This window comes from Dokdonia sp. 4H-3-7-5 (assembly GCF_000212355.1).
Taxonomy (GTDB): domain Bacteria; phylum Bacteroidota; class Bacteroidia; order Flavobacteriales; family Flavobacteriaceae; genus Dokdonia.
Map to the genome: position 1 here is coordinate 3,016,996 of NC_015496.1, position 20,224 is coordinate 3,037,219.

18 protein-coding genes are annotated in these 20,224 nt (G+C 37.5%); 14 read left to right on the forward strand and 4 right to left on the reverse strand.

What is annotated here, in order from left to right:
• Window positions 1-32 precede the first annotated feature (32 nt).
• The 4 genes from KRODI_RS13425 (at window position 33) to KRODI_RS13440 (ending at window position 4,256) form a co-directional block, all read left to right on the forward strand.
• On the forward strand, window positions 33-1,964 hold the full coding sequence (locus tag KRODI_RS13425; protein ID WP_013752161.1) for a BatA domain-containing protein: 1,932 nt from the start codon (window positions 33-35) through the stop codon (window positions 1,962-1,964).
• On the forward strand, window positions 1,961-3,214 hold the full coding sequence (locus KRODI_RS13430) for a dihydroorotase (RefSeq protein ID WP_013752162.1): 1,254 nt from the start codon (window positions 1,961-1,963) through the stop codon (window positions 3,212-3,214). Before KRODI_RS13425 ends, KRODI_RS13430 begins: the two co-directional genes overlap by 4 nt.
• Window positions 3,214-3,543, forward strand: coding sequence for a DUF4870 domain-containing protein (locus KRODI_RS13435; protein ID WP_013752163.1), 330 nt, complete (start codon window positions 3,214-3,216; stop codon window positions 3,541-3,543). The genes KRODI_RS13430 and KRODI_RS13435 overlap by 1 nt, the downstream gene beginning before the upstream one ends.
• 71 nt (window positions 3,544-3,614) lie before the next feature.
• A complete protein-coding gene (locus KRODI_RS13440; protein WP_013752164.1) occupies window positions 3,615-4,256 on the forward strand; it encodes an alpha/beta hydrolase in 642 nt (213 codons plus the stop codon).
• Window positions 4,257-4,330: 74 nt separating this feature from the next.
• On the opposite strand, the gene KRODI_RS13445 is transcribed toward KRODI_RS13440, so the two are convergent.
• Together KRODI_RS13445 and KRODI_RS13450 are read right to left on the reverse strand one after the other, a co-directional pair.
• Window positions 4,331-4,822: a hypothetical protein gene (locus tag KRODI_RS13445; protein WP_013752165.1), complete on the reverse strand. Its 492-nt coding sequence runs from the start codon at window positions 4,820-4,822 to the stop codon at window positions 4,331-4,333.
• A 3-nt stretch (window positions 4,823-4,825) separates the two neighbouring features.
• Complete coding sequence (locus KRODI_RS13450) at window positions 4,826-5,617, reverse strand: MBL fold metallo-hydrolase (protein ID WP_013752166.1); 792 nt, start codon at window positions 5,615-5,617, stop codon at window positions 4,826-4,828.
• 126 nt (window positions 5,618-5,743) lie between these two features.
• Between KRODI_RS13450 and KRODI_RS13455 the strand changes: the two genes are divergently transcribed.
• Both KRODI_RS13455 and KRODI_RS13460 read left to right on the forward strand, forming a co-directional pair.
• On the forward strand, window positions 5,744-7,201 hold the full coding sequence (locus KRODI_RS13455; protein WP_013752167.1) for a hypothetical protein: 1,458 nt from the start codon (window positions 5,744-5,746) through the stop codon (window positions 7,199-7,201).
• A gap of 5 nt (window positions 7,202-7,206) precedes the next feature.
• A complete protein-coding gene (locus KRODI_RS13460) occupies window positions 7,207-7,626 on the forward strand; it encodes a hypothetical protein (RefSeq protein ID WP_148236003.1) in 420 nt (139 codons plus the stop codon).
• A 75-nt stretch (window positions 7,627-7,701) separates the two neighbouring features.
• Here the strand turns inward: KRODI_RS13460 and bcp are convergent, their stop codons facing one another.
• Window positions 7,702-8,157: a thioredoxin-dependent thiol peroxidase gene (gene bcp / locus KRODI_RS13465; RefSeq protein WP_013752169.1), complete on the reverse strand. Its 456-nt coding sequence runs from the start codon at window positions 8,155-8,157 to the stop codon at window positions 7,702-7,704.
• 210 nt (window positions 8,158-8,367) lie between these two features.
• Between bcp and KRODI_RS13470 the strand changes: the two genes are divergently transcribed.
• Window positions 8,368-9,039 carry an endonuclease III domain-containing protein gene (locus KRODI_RS13470; protein ID WP_041295941.1) on the forward strand — a complete coding sequence of 224 codons (672 nt, stop codon included), beginning with the start codon at window positions 8,368-8,370 and terminating at the stop codon, window positions 9,037-9,039.
• Window positions 9,040-9,277: 238 nt separating this feature from the next.
• On the opposite strand, the gene KRODI_RS13475 is transcribed toward KRODI_RS13470, so the two are convergent.
• A complete protein-coding gene (locus tag KRODI_RS13475; protein WP_013752172.1) occupies window positions 9,278-9,862 on the reverse strand; it encodes an RNA polymerase sigma factor in 585 nt (194 codons plus the stop codon).
• 249 nt (window positions 9,863-10,111) lie between these two features.
• Here KRODI_RS13475 and uvrA point away from each other — a divergent pair, with 249 nt between their 5' ends.
• The 7 genes from uvrA to KRODI_RS13510 all read left to right on the forward strand — a co-directional run bounded on the left by uvrA (window position 10,112) and on the right by KRODI_RS13510 (window position 20,213).
• Entirely contained in the window at window positions 10,112-12,907 is a 2,796-nt protein-coding gene (gene uvrA, locus KRODI_RS13480; RefSeq protein ID WP_013752173.1) for an excinuclease ABC subunit UvrA, read from the forward strand.
• A gap of 45 nt (window positions 12,908-12,952) precedes the next feature.
• The gene (locus KRODI_RS13485) at window positions 12,953-13,792 is read left to right on the forward strand and encodes a hypothetical protein (protein WP_013752174.1); all 840 of its coding nucleotides are present in this window, start codon (window positions 12,953-12,955) and stop codon (window positions 13,790-13,792) included.
• 50 nt (window positions 13,793-13,842) lie between these two features.
• Window positions 13,843-14,703: a hypothetical protein gene (locus tag KRODI_RS13490; protein ID WP_013752175.1), complete on the forward strand. Its 861-nt coding sequence runs from the start codon at window positions 13,843-13,845 to the stop codon at window positions 14,701-14,703.
• Window positions 14,704-14,746: 43 nt separating this feature from the next.
• Window positions 14,747-15,544, forward strand: coding sequence for a sugar-binding protein (locus tag KRODI_RS13495; RefSeq protein WP_013752176.1), 798 nt, complete (start codon window positions 14,747-14,749; stop codon window positions 15,542-15,544).
• Between the two features lie 189 nt (window positions 15,545-15,733).
• Complete coding sequence (locus tag KRODI_RS13500; protein ID WP_041295943.1) at window positions 15,734-17,053, forward strand: M28 family peptidase; 1,320 nt, start codon at window positions 15,734-15,736, stop codon at window positions 17,051-17,053.
• 39 nt (window positions 17,054-17,092) lie between these two features.
• Entirely contained in the window at window positions 17,093-18,370 is a 1,278-nt protein-coding gene (locus KRODI_RS13505) for an amidohydrolase (RefSeq protein WP_013752178.1), read from the forward strand.
• 13 nt (window positions 18,371-18,383) lie between these two features.
• Window positions 18,384-20,213, forward strand: a complete 1,830-nt coding sequence (locus KRODI_RS13510; RefSeq protein WP_013752179.1) for a Xaa-Pro dipeptidyl-peptidase — start codon at window positions 18,384-18,386, stop codon at window positions 20,211-20,213.
• Window positions 20,214-20,224: the final 11 nt, after the last annotated feature.

Sequence of the window (20,224 nt, forward strand, 5' to 3'; positions counted from 1 at the left end):
TTAAGTATTTTTGAACAAACCTAAAATCGCACATGCAGTTTAGACATCCAGAACTCCTTTATGCACTGTTCTTACTGCTTATCCCTATCCTCGTTCACTTATTTCAACTTCGTAAGTTTAAGACAGAAGCGTTTACAAATGTTGCCTTTCTTCAAAAGCTCAACATTCAAACTCGTAAGAGTAATTCCATAAAGAAATGGCTCGTGTTATTGTCTCGTATGGCTGCAATTGCTGCAATTGTGCTAGCATTTGCTCAACCATTTATCACACAATCAGATAGCGCAACCCGAGAAAAGGAAACTATCATTTATTTGGATAACTCATTCAGTATGCAAGCAAAGGGTTCTTCTGGACAATTGCTACGCACGGCCACCCAAGATATTATTACTAATATTCCCGAGGATCAAACCTTCACTTTAATTACAAATACAGATACGTATAGAAATACCACTGTCAAAAACATGCGTAACGAGTTGCTACAACTACCATATGCAGCATCACAGTTATCTGAAACTGCCATAACACTCAGAGCTCAGAAAGAATTTTCTAGAGACCAATCAAAAGATAAGAGGCTCATTATGATTTCTGACTTTCAGGATAATGGTGAGGCGTATCAACTACAAACAGATGGTGTAGAAAAACATTACGTGCAGCTCCAGCCTGTCATAAAAAACAATGTAAGTATAGATTCCGTTTTTATATCACAAAGAAAATCAGGAAGCATAGCCCTTACTGTAGCGCTTTCAGCAGGTGAAAAGAAAGATATAAATACTGCCGTTTCTCTATACAACGGTGATCAATTACTGGCTAAGGGAACAGCATCTTTTGATAGCGAACTAACGACTACCGTAGTTTTTGATATAGACACAAAAGAAGAAATCGCAGGGCGTATCGTCATTGAAGATCCCCTACTCGCTTTTGATAACACCATGTTTTTTAACATTAATAAAAGTCAGCCCATAAAAGTACTCGCAATAAATGGTGCAAACTCAGATTATTTGTCACGTATTTTTACGGCTCCAGAGTTTGAGTATAAAAGCACAAACATTAAGAATCTGGATTATAGCAGCATACCAGATTTTAATTATATCGTTATAAATCAAGTTTCAGAAATAGGCGTATCTCTTAGTGGTGCTTTGAACGCTTTCGCGAAAGCGGGAGGAATTACCACCATTATTTTAGATTCAAATGCAGATGCGACTAGTTACAACAATGCGTTAAGCAGTTTAGGAAACTTTGATATCTCAAAAAGTGAAACTACCAAGCGATTAGTAACCACCATCAATTATGACCATCCTGTTTATAAAGATGTGTTTGATGCAAGAATAAAAAACTTTCAATATCCGTCCGTTTCAAAGTCTTTTGCCATACAAGGTGGAGATGCGTTACTTCGTTTTGAAGATGGAAGTCCTTTCTTGTCTTATTCTTCAAATTTCTTTGTAATCTCTGGAGGTATAGATGTAGCAAATTCAAACCTCCAAAGTTCGCCGCTCATAGTCCCTACATTTTACAATATGTCGCGACAGAGCTTGCAGTTGCCACGATTATATATGCCTGTAGGTAAAAACACAACATACGACATACCTGTCGCGCTTCAAGAAGATGATATTTTAAGTCTGGAAGACATGTTAGACCGCTCAAATACACTTATTCCTCTGCAACAATCCAAAGGAAATAAAGTACAAATTACAACGAGTGACTCGCCATCTAAAGCAGGTATTTACAATATTAAGCTATCAGATAATACGGTACAGCAAGTCAGTTATAATTACAGTCGCAGTGAAAGCACATTACGATATGCAGCATTAAACACGGGTGCTACAGATCATTATAACACCTCTGTAGAAGATCTTTTTGACGAATTCAAAACAGCAGATAGTGTCCAATCGCTTTGGAAATGGTTTGTTATTTTTGCCTTGTTATTCCTAGTACTAGAAATCTTGATTTTAAAATTCTATAAATGAAAGCACTCATAAAGAACGCCATAATTGTAGACAGTGATAGCCCACATCACAGTAGTACAAAAGATGTTAGAATTAAGGATGGCCTCATTATAGAAATAGGAGAACATCTAGAAAATACAAAAGGAGAGACGCTTATAGAGCGCGATAATCTCCATATATCACAAGGTTGGTTTGATAGTAGCGTGAGTATGGGGCAACCAGGATTTGAGGAGCGAGAAACTATAGATCACGGCTTACAAGTTGCGGCATTAAGTGGCTTTACAGCAGTAGCACTCAATCCAAACACCTACCCTATTATTGACACAAGCTCTGATGTCACTTTTGTAAAAAAAATGGCCGAAGGACATGCAACTTCTCTTTTTCCTATAGGTGCGCTTACGCGAAATAGTGAAAGCGTAGATCTAGCAGAATTATACGATATGCAGCAATCCGGAGCTGTGGCTTTTGGTGATTATCAACAACCTATCGCAAATCCAAATTTGCTTAAAATTGCACTGCAATACACGCAAGGATTCAACGGACTTGTTTTATCATTTCCTCAAGAGCAGAAAATTGCTGGAAAAGGAATGGTAAATGAAGGAGAAATAAGCACCCGAGTAGGTCTTAAAGGAATTCCCGCTATAGCCGAAAGTCTTCAAGTAGCAAGAGACTTACATATACTAGAATATGCTGGCGGAAGCCTTCATATCCCTACAATTTCCACAAAGGCAAGTGTTGAACTTATAAAACAAGCTAAAACGAAAGGATTAGACGTTACTTGTAGTGTTGCAATACATAATTTGTACTTATTAGATACAGTTATAGATGATTTTGATACTCGTTATAAAGTATTACCACCACTAAGAAATCAAGAGCATGTAGATGCATTGATAGAAGGTGTAAAAGATGGCACTATCGATATGGTGACTAGTGATCATAATCCCCTAGATGTTGAGCGCAAGCACGTAGAGTTTGATAATGCTATGTATGGCGCTATATCCCAAGAAGCTACATTTAAAGCGCTACTTACCATTGTGAGCGAGAAGCGCGCCGTAACACTACTTACTGCCGGTAGACGTAGATTTATAGGCCAAAGTAATCCAATACAAGAAAATAGCCCAGCAGATATCACCTTATTTACAACAAAAGGCACGGCTACATTTACTAAAGAACACATCAAATCAACTTCAAATAATGCCATATTCCTTAATCAAAAAATGAAAGGAGATGTGTATGGAATTATTGCAAATAACCAACTAGTACTTAACTAATGGATGAAAACACCGTTTTTGAAGGAAAAACAGCTGCAGTTTTAAGCTACATTACCTTCGTAGGATTAATTATAGCCTATTTTATGAATAGCGAGTCAAAAAATGAGTTTGCTGCTTTTCATCTTAGACAGTCATTAGGTTTAACCTTGAGCTACTTCTTAGTAATGATGCCGCTCAGTTACCTAGACATACCTATGGCATCTATAGGATTTCTAGTGCTGTTTTTTGCACTGTGGCTTTTTGGAATTATTTCTGCTTTTCAAGGTAAACGCCAACTTGTACCTTTAGTAGGTGCCTTTTACCAAAATGTTTTCGGCGGAAACAACTAGTCTCCCTACGAGCAAGCAACAATTATACATCAGGACATTACTTGCTTTGTAATGTCTACTATTTCAATTATATGTTATTAGAATATATCACACGTAAACCATCAAAACCTTCTACGGGTAAAGCTCCATTAATTATTCTCCTTCATGGTTATGGAAGTAATGAAGAAGACCTCTTTAGCTTTGCAGAAGAAATTCCTGAGGAGTATTTCATAGTGTCTGCAAAGGCTCCTATTGCGATGCAACCTTATGGAAATGCGTGGTATCATATTACTATAGATGGTGATGGCGTAAAAACCTCAGATAATGATGGTGCTCGTGAGTCTAGAGATATCATCGCACGATTTATAGATGAGATTGTAGCGGAGTACGATGTAGACAAGCACAACGTAACCTTGCTAGGTTTTAGCCAAGGAACGATATTAAGCTATGCAGTAGCACTCACCTACCCAGAAAAAATTAAGAATGTTATAGGCTTGAGTGGTTACATCAATGAAGAGATTATAGATTTAAAGAGTAGTCCATCATATGCACATCTTAATATTTATAACTCACACGGAACTGTAGACCAAGTAATACCAATAGATGCTGCTCGCAAGACACCTGGCTATCTCAAAAATATAGGGATTGAATCTACCTTAAGTGAGTTTCCTGTAGGTCACGGAGTTCATCCTACTAACTTCTATGAGTTTAAGGAATGGTTACAAAGTAAATAGAGACATAAAAAAACAGGCGTAAAGCCTGTTTTTTTATGTCTGATCGTGATGTAAAATCACCTAAATATAATTTCTTAATTAGGATACACTAAACTCTCCACGGTTTTATAATCTACCGTTCCGTCTTCATTTACAAAATACTCCACCAGCATTTCTCCCCATTTCTTACCATCAGAAAAGTCGGCGATGATCCAGCGATGGTTTAAGATCTGTACTTTATTGATTTGGAAAGGTCTTCCGTCACCTACAAATGTGATAAGCTCGTTACCTTGAGCTGTATTTTTTGCATATAATCCATCTTCTATAGCTGGTTTAATTATAGCTAAGTCTAGATCATCATTATCAAAATACTCCTTTGCATTATCATTACCTAATAACGTGAAGTACTCCACATGTGCAAGACGTTCTTGGTACATTCCTGCAATAGAATCTTTGTCTGCTAGTTTTCTTTCTATCTTTTCAATCTGCTTCCCTTGGTATTCTAATCCCTTGCTACTGTTGATATATTGAAAAATAATATACAATGCTGCAAAAAGGAATAAGTATAAAAAAATATTACGTCTCATAAATTATGTAGTTAAGGTAAGTCCGTCGTAAGCTAGAAAGACATTTTTGGGTAATTTTTGTTCGGCTTCTGCGTGAAAACCTAGATGATGACTTATGTGCGTAAGATAAGTGCGTTTAGGTTTGATTTTTGCCACGAGATCAAGCGCTTCCTCTACATTAAGATGTGTATAATGCGCTTCTTCCCTCAAGCAATTTAACACGAGAATATCTAATCCTTGTAATTTTTCAATCTCGTCATCTGCAATAGTCTTAACATCTGTGAGGTAAGCAATATCTTGAAAACGATATCCAAAGACTTGCAATGATCCATGATATGCTTCAATAGGCTGCACTTCGATATTACCTAATGTAATAGATACACCATTTACAACTTCTTTTGAAGCTACACTAGGTGCTCCTGGGTATCTATTTTCTGTCGTAAAAATGTAATCAAAACGTTCGGCAAGAGTTTTCAAAACTCGTTTATGAGCATAAATAGGCATATCACCTTGTCTAAAAACAAAAGGTCTTATGTCATCCAGCCCAGCAACGTGATCGGCATGTTCATGCGTTAATAATATACCATGCAAGGGCGCTGGATCTCCTTCGGTTGTGCGCTTTCGCGAAAGCGTACTCAACATTTGTTGTCTAAAATCTGGACCACAATCTATTACATAATTATAATCTTCCCATTCTATTAGAACAGAAACACGTAATCTTTTATCCCTAGCATCTGTGCTTAAACACACGGGATGTGTGCTTCCTATTACAGGAATTCCTTGTGATGTGCCAGTACCGAGAAAGGTGATTTTCACTAATGTTTGAGAAAATAATGCGCTTATCACGCCGTTAATTGTGTAACAAAAATACAGTTATTTTTTTGGCTACTACAACCTTTTAGTATCTTTGAGTGACCATTAATTAATGGATAAAAACACACTATGGCTGTTAAAATTTTAGGAGACAAAGACTTTGAAAAAGTACCTCCTCTCAAGAATAAGGTACTTCGCGTAAATCTAAACGCAAACATATATGGAACTTTTGCCGAAATAGGTGCCGGACAAGAAACGGTTCGTCATTTTTTTAGAGCAGGTGGTGCAAGTGGTACCATAGCAAAGGCAATGAGTGCATATGATAAAGACTTCTCTGATGCTATTTATGGTGTAGAAGATGATGGTCGTTATGTAACAGAAAAGCGTCTTAAGAAAATGCTTTCGCATGAGATGAAACTCATTGAGGACCGTATCTCACGCTACAAGCAGCCAGATAAAATCTTCTTTACATACGCAAACACGGTGGCTACCATAGATTTTGCAAAAAAATATAAAGGTCACGGATGGGTAGGAATTAGATTCCAGATCACTCCAGAAGGGGAATTTAATGAGATTATACTACACGTTCGTTTTCATGAAAACGACGCTCGTTTACAACAGCTTACCCTAGGAACATTAGGTGTAAACCTAATTTATGGTGCTTTTTATAAGCATGATAACCCTAAAAACTTACTTCGCTATCTATACGATCATATTGATCAAGATCAGATAGAGATTGATACTATAAACTTCTCTGGACCTCAGTTTGAACATGTAGATAACCGTTTAATGAGTTTACAACTTGTTAAAAATGGAATGACAGAGGCAGTAATGTTTGATGCAAAAGGTAATAATATCCTTCCAGCGGCATTACTATACAAGAAAAACGTACTTGCGCTGCGCGGTAGTTTCCGCCCTGTAACTAAGGTAAACATGGATATGTTTGAAAAAGCATATAAAATGTTTGTAGAGGCAAATCGTGTAAACGAGAAAAAGACAGAAGCTATTTTTGAAATCACACTGTCTAACCTACGCGCCGAAGGTGATATTGATGAGGAAGATTTCATGGCAAGAGCTCGATTATTAGGTTCTCTTGGACAGACCGTAATGATTTCAAACTTTAAAGAGTATTATCGCGTTGTTGAGTATTTCTCAAACTATACTAAGGAGCGTATGGGTCTGGTTATGGGTGTGAATAACCTAATTGACATCTTTGACACTAGCTACTACCGTCACTTAAGTGGAGGTATTCTAGAAGCATTCGGTAAATTATTCTTTAAAGATCTTAAGGTGTTCTTATACCCTATGAAAGATCCAAAAACAGGAGAATATACTAATAGCGATAATCTAAAAGTACATCCACGTATGAAAGAACTGTATAAGTTCTTTAAACTCAATGGAAAAGTACTTGATATTGAAAATTACGACCCAGAAATTACAGATATCTTCTCTAGAGAAGTGTTAAGAATGATTTCTGACGGTGAAAAAGGTTGGGAAGGTATGCTTCCAGAGGGAGTTGCAGAGCTTATTAAGTCTCGTAACCTTTTTGGGTATCAATCTCAAGCACTTTTAGAAGCTGATAAATAATGAATGTGCTTAATTACATAGTTGGTATCTCTTTAATATTTCTTGTATCTGCTTGCGGAGATAAGAATACTACAAGCGACATAAAAGGGGAAACCTGGCAACTTGTTGAGATGACCGCCGGCATGGTACCACCATCAGATCAAGAAGGTGAGCTTTCCATGAGTCAGACCTATGTATTTACTCCAGAAATGACTTTCACAAAGCAGCAAACTAAAGATGGACCCACTATAGAAGCATCTGGAAATTATACTACAAAGGAAACTAGTGAGGGTATTTTTTATTCATTAAAGTACACAGATGGTTTACAGATAGTAGGTAGTTGCACCGGAAATGATAGTGAGGAATTACTATTACGTAAGGACGGTAAATTACAGAATAGTTGGATGATGTGCGACGGACCATTACTGGTTTATGAAAAACAATAATTACATAAATTCTTATATAACAAAGGGCGATACATTAAATGTATCGCCCTTTATACTTTGACTAAGTTCACAACACTATGCGTCAAGCAATTGTGCAGCGTGGTCTTTAGTTTTTACTTTTTGTATCACATCGCTCACCACACCTTCTTCATCTACTTTAAAAGTCATACGGTGAATACCGTCATATTCCTTACCCATGAATTTCTTAAGTCCCCAAACACCAAAGGCGTTGATTACTGTTTTGTCCTCATCTGCTAGTAGCTGGAAAGGAAACTCATATTTAGTTGCAAAATTCTTCTGGCGTTTTTGAGAATCTGCGCTCACTCCTAGTAAGTGATATCCTTGCGCCTGTAATTCCTTGTAGTTATCTCTTAAATTACAAGCCTCTGCGGTACAACCTGGTGTACTTGCTTTCGGGTAAAAGAAAACGATAAGTTTCTTGCCTTTGAAACTCGCTAGTGTTACTTCGTTTCCATCTTGATCTGTTGTTGTAAAATCTGGGACTTTATCGCCCACTTTTAATGTATTCATCTGTGTTTGGTTTTGGCTAATTAGGAATTCTCATCCATCATTGGCACTAGTTAATTATCTTTACATAGCAATGTTATGCTTTCGCGAAAGCGTAAACTATCACATCTAGTGAAAGCATTGAATTATAAAGTTACGAGTTCTCGCAATTACAATAAAGGAATACGTTTAAGCTTTATGGATTACACCATAAAGAATAATTATGCACACCATATGACTAAACAAGAAAAGGTAGACTTCACGATAAAAACGTTACAAGAATTATATCCTCAGATACCTATTCCATTAGATCACAAAGATCCGTATACACTTCTTATTGCTGTGTTAATGAGTGCTCAGAGCACAGATGTTAGAGTTAATCAAATCACTCCCCTTCTATTTGAAGTGGCAGATAATCCGTATGATATGATCAAGCTCACAGTAGAAGATATACGAGATATCATAAAGCCTGTAGGACTATCACCTATGAAAGCAAAAGGCATTCATGGCTTGTCACATATGCTCATAGATAAGTATGATGGCGTGGTACCTGCCAGCATAGAGAAGCTTACAGAGTTCCCAGCAGTGGGCCATAAAACAGCTAGTGTTGTGGTGTCTCAAGCTTTTGGCATTCCTGCATTTCCTGTAGATACGCACATACATAGATTAATGTATCGCTGGGGCTTCACAAATGGTAAGAATGTGGTACAAACAGAAAAAGATGCAAAGCGTTTATTTCCAGAGCATGTATGGAATGATCTTCACTTGCAAATTATATGGTATGGTCGCCAGTACTCACCAGCAAGAGGCTGGGATCTAGAAAAAGACATTATTACAAAAACCATAGGTCGCAAGACAGTAATAGCCGACTATGAGAAAATGATGGCAAAAAGGAAGAAAAAATAAAACCTCGATGACTGGTCGAGGTTTTATCAAAGTTTAGTTGATGAATGCTTCAAACTTCATCGATTTATAATGCATAACACTTAAAGCCTTAGAAAAATTCAAGAGAAAATCTACAGTCTCTTGTTTCGGTTCAAATTGGTTCGTCTTATTATGACCTGACGAGGGTGTAGTGTAAGTTTTTGCCATGCGGTTTTTGTTTGATTCTTATTAAGAACGCAAATATGTACCGCATATTATATTAATCTGTTAGAATTATATTATTGGTATCAATTATTTTTCTCATATTGATAAGTGCATAACGCATTCTACCTAAGGCAGTATTGATGCTCACACCTGTACGATCAGAGATTTCTTTAAAGCTCATCTCTTGATAAATACGCATTTTGAGTACTTCTTTCTGATCTTCTGGAAGCTCTTCAATAATACGCTTAACATCTCTGTTTACTTGATCTCGCACCATTTGCTTTTCGGCATTGAGGCTATTATCACTCAAAACAGAAAATATAGAAAACTCACCTGCATTATCAAACTTAGGCATCCTATTATTACGACGGAAGTGGTCTATCACCAGGTTGTGCGCAATACGCATCGTCCATGGTAAAAATTTACCTTCCTCATTATACTTGCCCTTCTTGAGCGTCTTGATAACTTTAATAAAAGTGTCTTGAAAAATATCTTCAGAGATATCGCGATCATACACCTTCGAGTATATAAAACTGTATATACGTTGCTTATGTCTCGCTATGAGCATAGCTAGTGATTGTTCGTCTCCTTTGATGTAATTGCTAACGAGCGTAGCATCGTCTATTAATACACTTTTCATAAGTACTACTTTGTAGGTTAAAATTGCAAGGGGAATTCCCTTAGCCCAAAATTTTATAAAGTAGTTCTATACTATACGCAGTGTATTTGTTCGTGAATATTTCGGTAAATATATAATAAATCTGTTAACATTTGCAAAAAAACATTCATTTTGCACAATAAATTAAAAATAACGTTCAAAATGCTGCCAGCACTTGGTTTCAATAGCAAAGCACTTTCGGTATCTTTGTAATAGAACTAAAGAATTGCGATGCTTATAGACGTTAAGGATGTTAATCCTAAGAAGAATATTATCATTAAGGGTGCCAAACTGCACAATCTTAAAAATATTAATGCAGTAATTCCTCGTAACAAGCTCGTTGTAATCACGGGACTTTCTGGGTCTGGTAAATCTTCTCTAGCTTTTGATACCCTTTACGCAGAGGGACAGCGCAGGTACGTGGAGAGCCTCTCCTCCTATGCTCGCCAGTTCTTGGGCAGACTTGATAAACCTAAGGTAGATTATATAAAAGGAATTGCTCCAGCCATTGCCATCGAGCAAAAGGTAAATAGTACAAACCCTAGATCTACAGTAGGTACAACGACGGAGATTTATGATTATTTGAAGTTACTTTTTGCCCGTATAGGTAAGACATATTCTCCTGTTTCCGGAAATGAAGTTAAAAAGGATACAGTATCAGATGTGGTTGCTCATGTTTCCGCTTTCGCGAAAAGAGAAAAACTACTCCTACTCGCTCCTATTCATTTAGAAAAAGGAAGAAAAATAGAATCTAAATTACAAGCCTTATTACAACAAGGATATTCACGTATACAAGTAAAGGGCGAAGTAAAACGTCTAGATGAAGTTGCTGAAATAGGAAGCAAACTGAAAGCAAAAGATGTACTACTCGTTGTAGATAGAATTATTAATAATCCAGAAGATGAAGACTTTATAAACCGACTTTCAGATGCGGTACAAACGGCATTTTTTGAAGGAAAGGGCGAACTATTTATAGAAAAGCTAGCAGATAATTCTCGTCGCCAATTTTCAAATAAGTTTGAGCTTGATGGAATTACTTTTTTAGAACCTAATGTTCACTTATTCTCCTTTAACAATCCTTACGGTGCATGCCCTACTTGCGAAGGTTATGGTGATGTAATAGGAATAGATGAAGATCTTGTAGTACCTAATACTGGACTATCAATCTACGAGAATGCTGTATTCCCTTGGCGTGGTGATAGCATGAGCCATTATCGTGACCAGCTAGTAAATCGTGCTTATAAATTTGATTTTCCTATCCATAAGCCTTGGTTTGAGTTAACTCCAGAGCAACAACAGCTTGTTTGGGACGGAAATAAAGAATTTGATGGGCTCAATAAGTTCTTTAAATTCTTAGAATCTAAGGCATATAAAATTCAGAACAGAGTAATGCTATCGCGCTATCGCGGTAAGACAAAATGTAACACTTGTAAAGGAAAGCGTCTACGCCCTGAAGCGACTTATGTAAAAATAGGTGGTAAAAATATCGTTGACTTAGTAGAGCTACCACTAGACGAAGTAGCAGCTTTCTTCAAAAGCCTAACGCTTAATGAGTATGATACTACGGTCGCAAAAAGATTACTTACAGAGATTACAAGTAGACTGAGTTTTCTTGAAAAAGTAGGGCTCAACTACCTTACGCTCAACAGAAAGTCAAATACACTCTCTGGTGGTGAGTCGCAACGTATCAATCTTGCAACTTCTTTAGGGAGCAGTCTTGTAGGTTCTATGTATATTCTTGATGAGCCAAGTATAGGTTTACACCCTAAAGACACAGAAAAGCTCATTGAGGTGCTACAATCGCTACGCGATCTAGGTAATACGGTCATCGTTGTAGAACATGACGAGGATATCATGAAAAAAGCAGATTTTATCATTGATATTGGGCCAGAAGCAGGAACCTTTGGAGGAGATGTGGTTGCTGTAGGTGATTATGATGAGATTTTAAAAAGCGATTCTTTAACAGCAGGATACCTTAACGGAACATTAGAAATTGAAGTTCCTAAGAAGCGTAGAACTACAAAATATTATGCCGAAGTTATTGGCGCTCGTGAAAACAACTTACAAAACGTAAACGTACGTTTTCCACTTGGTGTATTTACCGCTGTAACCGGTGTTTCTGGAAGTGGAAAATCTACCTTAGTTAGAAAAATATTATACCCTGCCATGCTTAAAGCAATAGGCGGCTATGGTGAAAAGGCAGGCCAATTTACAGAACTCAAAGGAAACTATGACAATATAAAAACCATAGAATTTGTAGATCAAAATCCGATTGGGAGATCTTCTAGATCAAATCCTGTGACTTACATTAAAGCTTACGATGATATTCGTAAATTATTTGAAAGTCAGAAGCTTAGCAAAATAAGAAACTATAAAGCAAAACACTTTTCTTTTAACGTAGATGGCGGAAGATGTGAGACTTGTAAAGGTGAAGGTGAAGTAACCATTGAGATGCAATTCATGGCAGATGTGCACTTAGAATGTGAAACTTGTAAGGGCAAGCGTTTTAAGAAAGAGGTACTCGAAGTACAATTCAATGATAAGAATATTGATGATATTCTCACGATGACTATTGATGATGCCGTGGCATTTTTTACAGCACATAATGAGACAAAAATAACTCGCAAACTTAAACCTCTACAAGATGTAGGTTTAGGGTATGTAACACTAGGACAAAGTTCCTCTACCCTATCTGGAGGTGAAGCGCAGCGTATAAAACTTGCAAGTTTCTTAGTAAAAGGAACCACTAAGGATAAAACACTGTTCATTTTTGATGAACCTACAACAGGCTTGCACTTTCATGATATTAAAAAACTCTTAGCTTCCTTTGAGGCACTTATTGCAAAGGGTCACTCTATTATTGTTGTAGAACACAACATGGATCTTGTAAAATGCGCTGACCATGTTATTGATATGGGGCCAGAAGGTGGAAAAAACGGAGGTATTCTAGTCGCTTCTGGAACTCCGGAAGAGGTCGCAAAAAACAAGAAGTCCTTTACTGGAAAATACTTGAAAGAAAAACTCTAGCCATTCTCAAACATATTATTCTATCGAAAGTCCTATTTTAGTACAATGGGACTTTCTTCATTTTTAAAAAGCCTTGTGCAATCTGCGAGTACTCCGGTGTTTGACCCTGCGGTATTTAACCATGAGCTTGCCTCAAAAACAAGCTGGTCTCCTAAGGCTGGTGGTGGTGCAAATTTTAAAACCAAAACACTAGAAGTCGTTTCAGATAATGAGCTTCGCTATAAAGCCTCGTCTTTCGGTAAGATTTTTGGCGGTATATTTATTTTATTTCCACTCATCTTTATTGGAATAAGTATTGCGACTATTATAAATCAAGGTTTTAACATTGAATCATTACTTTTTGCGCTGTTTCCTTTATTATTTATTGGTGTAGGGATCTTTTTTATAAAAAAATTCAACACTACTACTAGTTTTAATAAATCAACTGGTTATTTCTATAAAGGTAAAAAACAACAGGTTAAAAGTCTTACTGTCACAGAAGATGCTCATACCTTTAAACTAGAAACTATAAAGGCACTCCAAATTTTGCCAGAACGCGTTAGTGGTGATAAAAGCTCGTACACAAGCTACGAGATTAATCTTATTTTTGAAGATGGCTCGCGTTATAAAGTGGTAGATCATGGGCACCGTAAGAGTATAGAACAAGATGCTGTTGTGCTCAGTGATTTCTTAGGTATTCCTGCTTGGAATAAAATGACTGCTACTACTTATTTTTCAAAAAATACTGATACTACTGATGGCTATAATAGTCTCGAACCAGATATTGCTCATCGAGATAATACAGAAAGTAGTTATGACAGCACTTCAACAACCTATTCGAACAAAGAAGTTATAGTTGACGAACTTGATCAAGACTACGACTCATCAAAACCAAGGAAAATGTAAATAAGTATGCTTTCGCGAAAGCGTACTAAACGACAATACATCTATAATTTATGAAAAACGTACTTCTAATACTATTAATTCTTACAACACAGTTTGCAGCATCTCAAGCAGAAACAGAAATTTTTCTACTTGACATTAATAAAGCCGATAACGGAGATACGCTCACAAACAAGCGAAACATAAGTAATAATCCCGGATATGATAGTCAGCCGCAATTTTTAGCTAATGACATTATTATTTATGCAGGAGCACGTGATGGTCAAACAGAAATTATTCAATACACACGTGGCACTACAAGACAGTTTAACAAAGCTACATCTGGTGGTGAGTATTCACCACAGTTTATGAAAGGAAAACGAGGAATATCGGCCGTACGACTAGATCCTGATGGACTACAACGTCTTTACTCCTACTTACCTAGACAAGACAAAGCACCCGTGTTAATTAAAGATGCTGTGGTTGCATACTATACATGGGCAAATGAAGACTATATCGTGGGAGCCGATATTGTTGAGAGTAACTTACACCTTGTAATTCATAATGTAAAGAATCAAACATCTGATGACTTAGAAATCCCTGTTGGTAGATCATTTCACAACATACCAGATACAAATCTCATTAGTTTTATTGACAAATCTACAGATCAATGGGTCGTAAAATCTATCAACCCAGACACTAAAAAAATAAAGAGTATTACAGAACTTCCAGAAGGTATTGAAGATATTAACTGGTTACCAGATGGTACGCTACTAGCTGCAAAAGGAAATACACTGCTCAGTAAAACTAATAAATCAGCATGGAAAGTCTACCAAACATTTGAAGACGAAGAACTCCAAGATATTTCAAGATTTGCTATCTCCCCTAACGGTTCACAAATCGCCATAGTCGCTGCTAAAAAGGATAAAAAATAAACAAAGCAACAATCTCAATATTCAACTAAACCAACACACATCAATGAAGCATTTCTGGTCATTAAGCTTATTCTTAATCGTTTTCACTAGCTGCAATAACAATCCAAATCAACAAGAAAAAACATCAGATCTCATTGAGGACACCTCAGAAATACCCAACTCAAAAACAGATCACCAGTTACGCCAAGTAATAAAGGCGACCATAACACCAGAGATTGATGGGCTTGCAACAGACGCAGCTTGGAAAGACGTGCAATGGCAATCACTTGATCAAAAATGGTTAGGTGAAGACTATACAGCAGAGGACTTCTCAGGTAAATACAAGCTCACATGGACTCCAGAAGCTTTATACATCATAGCTGAGATTACAGACGATATTATTTATGATAAAGAAGATGACCCGCTTACATTGTGGTGGGATGATGATTGCCTTGAGATCTTTATAGATGCAGATAATTCTGGTGGTGGGCACCAGTTTACACATAATGCTTTTGCCTATCACGTTGCCCTAGATGGAAACGTGGTAGATGTCGCTCCTGGTCAAGTCCCTACGCTTTATAATAATCACGTGGTGTCTAAGACAATGAAAACAGGAGAAAATACAATGATTTGGGAATGTAAGATGACCGTTTATAATGATACCTACAAAGATGGTGGTGTCAATGAACCAAAAATTCTGGATGTACATCAGAAACTTGGTTTTGCGCTTGCTTATTGTGATAACGACACAAGTGCAGAACGAGAGAACTTTATAGGTTCTGTAGCTGTGCCTGGTGAAGATAAAAATAGAGGCTGGATAGACGCTGGAATCTTTGGCACCATAGAGCTAGTAGAGCAATAAAATAAGACAGTAAAAATCCCAAACATAGGTTTGGGATTTTTTTTTGCTTTCGCGAAAGCGTACTTCTAGCACATACATTGTTTTAGTATCTTTAAAACATAACAATTTATTAAACACTTTATAATGTTAAACACGCATACTTCTACCCTATTTAGAGCTACTAAAAGACTACCCATAACCTTAGGTTTTATGGTGTTTACACTACTTTTTTCTGTAGTAACAGCAAATGCACAAACCGATAAGAGAATCTACGAAATCATAGATGCAGTATCTGAAGATCGCTTGAGAGCAGATGTAAAGAAACTAGCAGATTTTGGAACGAGACACACCTTAAGCGATACCGTATCAAACACAAGAGGAATAGGAGCTGCGAGAAGATGGATAAAAAACGAATTTGAAAAGACTTCGCAAAACTGTAATAACTGTCTAGATGTATTTTATCAAAGTAACCTTATAAAAAAAGGTGATAATGACCGTATCACAAAAGATGTGATGGTTGTAAATGTACTGGCAGTTCAAAAAGGAACTAAATATCCTAATCGCTATGTAATTATGAGTGGGGATATAGACAGCCGTATATCTGATCCTAATAATTATACAGATGACGCGCCGGGAGCAAATGATAATGCGAGCGGAATGGCTGGAACGATGGAAGCTGCAAGAGTACTTTCTAAATATTCTTTTGAGAACAGTATTATCTACGTAGGTCTTTCTGGTGAAGAACAAGGACTTTATGGTGGAAAAGGACTTGCTGCCCATGCTAAAGAAAAAGGATGGGAAATCATCGGGATTATGAATAATGACATGATAGGTAACATTGAAGGTGTAGATGGTGTTATTGATAACCGTACGTTTAGAATTTTCTCTGAGCCTGTACCGCCTACAGAGACAGAGCAGCAACGCAGAGCTCGCCGTTTTTATGGTGGTGAGGTAGATGGAATCTCTCGCCAACTAGCAAGATTTATTTACAAAACTACACAAGACTACATGCCAGAAATGAACCCTATGATGGTGTACCGTTTAGATCGTTTTGGTCGTGGTGGTCACCACAGACCTTTTAATGACGCTGGTTTTGCAGGTATCCGTATCATGGAAGCTCATGAAAACTACACACAACAACATCAAGATATACGTACAGAAAATGGCATTAATTACGGAGATACATTTGAGCATGTAAATTTCCCATATAACGCAAAGCTTACCGCTGTAAATGCGATTAATCTTGCAAGTATTGCTTGGGCTCCTCCTACACCTAAAAATGTAGGCATTGGTGGTATTGTAGAGGCAAACGCAAGATTACAATGGGATGAAGTTGAAGGTGCAGTTGCTTATAAAATATACTGGAGAGATACTACCTCTCCTACTTGGGACAATGCACGATTGATTACAGATGGAACATCGGCGACATTAAAAGGTATTGTTATAGACAATTTCTTCTTTGGCGTTGCCGCTGTAGGTAAGGATGGTCATGAAAGTCCTGTTGCTTTTCCTAGCCAGATTATTAGATAATACTACATATTGATTTTAAATCATCACAACATATACCTTATGAAAAAAGTATTAATACTAAGTGCCCTTATTGCTGGTACCGCTTTCGCGAAAGCGCAAACCTCTTTTGACAAAGACATTGCCGCTGTAGAAAAAAAGGTCATAGAATGGCGCAGAGACTTTCATCAAAATCCAGAATTAGGAAATCGCGAATTCAAAACTGCCGAGAAAATAGCAAAACATCTTGAATCTTTAGGAATTGAAGTACAAACAGGAGTTGCCAAAACTGGTGTCGTAGGTTTACTTAAAGGAGATATGCCAGGTAAAGTGGTTGCGTTGAGAGCAGATATAGATGCGCTTCCCGTTACAGAACGAAATGACCTTCCTTTTAAATCTGAGGTAGTTACTTCTTTCTTAGGAACAGAAACTGGTGTGATGCATGCTTGTGGTCATGACACGCACACTGCTATTCTTATGGGTGTGGCAGAAGTGCTATCTAAAAATAAAGACAAAATCAAAGGTTCTGTAAAATTCATCTTTCAACCATCAGAAGAAGGACCACCTCCAGGTGAAGAAGGCGGTGCAAAACTTATGGTAAAAGAAGGTGTACTTGATAATCCTAAAGTGGATGCTATTTTTGGTTTACATATTAATAGTGCTACTCCTGTAAATACTATAAAATATAAACCAGGTGGAACGATGGCAGCTACAGAGCGTTTTGTAGTAAATGTAAAAGGAAAGCAATCTCATGGTAGTCAGCCTTGGTCTGGAGTTGACCCTATTTTAATTTCGGCACAGATTATCAATGGTTTCCAGAGTATAATATCTCGTGAGAGTGAATTAACAGAGGAAGCTGCAGTAATTACTGTCGGTAAAATTACATCTGGAACACGCTTTAACATCATCCCAGAAAGTGCCGAAATGATAGGTACAGTACGTACACTTGATCCAGACATGCGTGAGAAAATCATACGCCGTATGGATGAAATGGCTGCTGGTATTGCAAAGGCTTATGGCGGTGAGGCTACGATAGACTGGCAAAACATGACTGTCGTAACTTATAACGATCTTGATCTTACTGCACAAATGCTCCCTACCTTACAAAAAGTAGGTGGTACAGAAAATGTGTCGCTACAGAAAGCGGTCACTGGTGGAGAAGACTTTTCTTTCTTTCAAGAAAAAGTACCTGGATTCTATTTCTTCTTAGGAGGTATGACTGCAGGAAGCACTGAAGCTTTTCCTCATCACACACCTGATTTTGTGATTGATGAAGCTGGATTCCAGCTCGGTGTTAAGGCTTTGAGTCAGATGAGTATTGACTACTTAAACGGTAAATAAAAATTAAATCCCTATGAAGACATTTTTCAAAACATTAATACCGTTTGCAGTTGCTGCAATGGCGGCTACCAACTTACATTCACAACAGAATGATCAACCAATTTTTAAGGACGGAGAAGCGCAGATAGTTCCAGCATTTGATACGCCTTCTACTTGGATTCGCGAGGATTTATGGGTTGAAACAGAGTTTGACACTGATGGCGATGGCGAGCTAGATCGCATGCACGTAGATGTAACAAGGCCAGCACAAACCGAAAGCGGACTAAAACTGCCTGTTATTTATGAGACAAGCCCTTATTATGCTGGTGTTGCAGCAAATGATCCAAACTTGTTTTATGATGTAAAGCATGAAATAGGAGCTCAAGAAAAACCAATAGCAAACGGAGTTGTCGTACGAAGAGGAAAACGTCCTGTAATTTCAAATTCGCTCATTAAGACTTGGATTCCTAGGGGTTATATTGTGGTGCATTCTTCCTCTCCAGGAACTGGACTATCAGAAGGATCTCCTACAGTAGGTGGTGATAATGAGTCACTAGCGCCTAAGGCCGTTGTAGATTGGCTTAATGGTAGAGCAAAAGGTTATAAAGAAATTGACAGTAATGAAGAGGTAAAAGCATTCTGGTCTACGGGGAAAGTTGGAATGACAGGTACTTCTTATAATGGTACCTTACCGTTAGCCGCTGCAACTACTGGAGTTGATGGTCTTGAAGCTATCATTCCTGTAGCTCCTAATACTTCATATTATCACTACTATAGATCAAATGGTTTAGTGCGCTCCCCAGGAGGGTATCTTGGTGAGGATATCGATGTACTGTACAATTTTATTCATAGTGGAGACGAATCAAAAAGAGCATATGCCGATAGTCTTGTGAGGGATATCGAGCTTAAAAATGGTATGGATCGTGCCACAGGAGATTACAACGATTTCTGGGCAGAAAGAGATTATCTCAATGATATGAAACCAATGAAAGCCGCACTACTCATGTCACATGGTTTTAACGATTGGAACGTGATGCCTGAGCATAGCTACCGCATTTATAAGAGAGCTCAAGAAATGGGAATCCCTAGTCAGATTTTTTATCATCAGAATGGTCATGGAGGTCCACCACCTATGAAAATGATGAACAGATGGTTTACAAAATATTTACACGGAATAGATAATGGCGTTGAAAATGATCCTAAAGCGCAAATTGTAAGAGAAAACGATGCCAGAGATCAACCTACACCTTATGAAAACTATCCAAATCCACAAGCAGAGGATATAACATTATACTTAGGACAAAGTATAGATGGAGCTGGAACATTATCTATTCAAAAAGCAAAGAAATCACCTAAGGAAACACTTGTAGATGATGCTACTGTGAGCGCTAAAGATATGATGAAAGGTTCTGCATCTCAAAACAGATTATTGTACCTCACTTCTACTCTTAAGGAAGAATTACATATTTCCGGAACACCTAAAGTGACTATTAGTGTTTCTAGCAGTAAGGAAGCAGCAAACTTAAGCGTGTACTTGGTTTCATTACCTTATGAAGAAGGAAAAGGGATTAAGATTACAGATAATCTTATCACTCGTGGATGGGCAGATCCTCAAAATCATGCCTCCATCCGTAAGAGCGAGCCTCTTAAGAAAGGTGAGTTTTATGAAGTGACATTTGACTTAATGCCAGATGATCAGATTATAAGAAAAGGACAGCAAATAGGCTTGATGATTTTTTCTAGTGATAGCGAGTTTACAGTACTTCCTAATCCTGGAACAGAGCTAACTGTAGATCTATCAAAAACCAAACTTACACTACCAGTTGTAGGTGGAGAAACGGCCTTTAGCACAACGATTAATTAAAAATATCATTA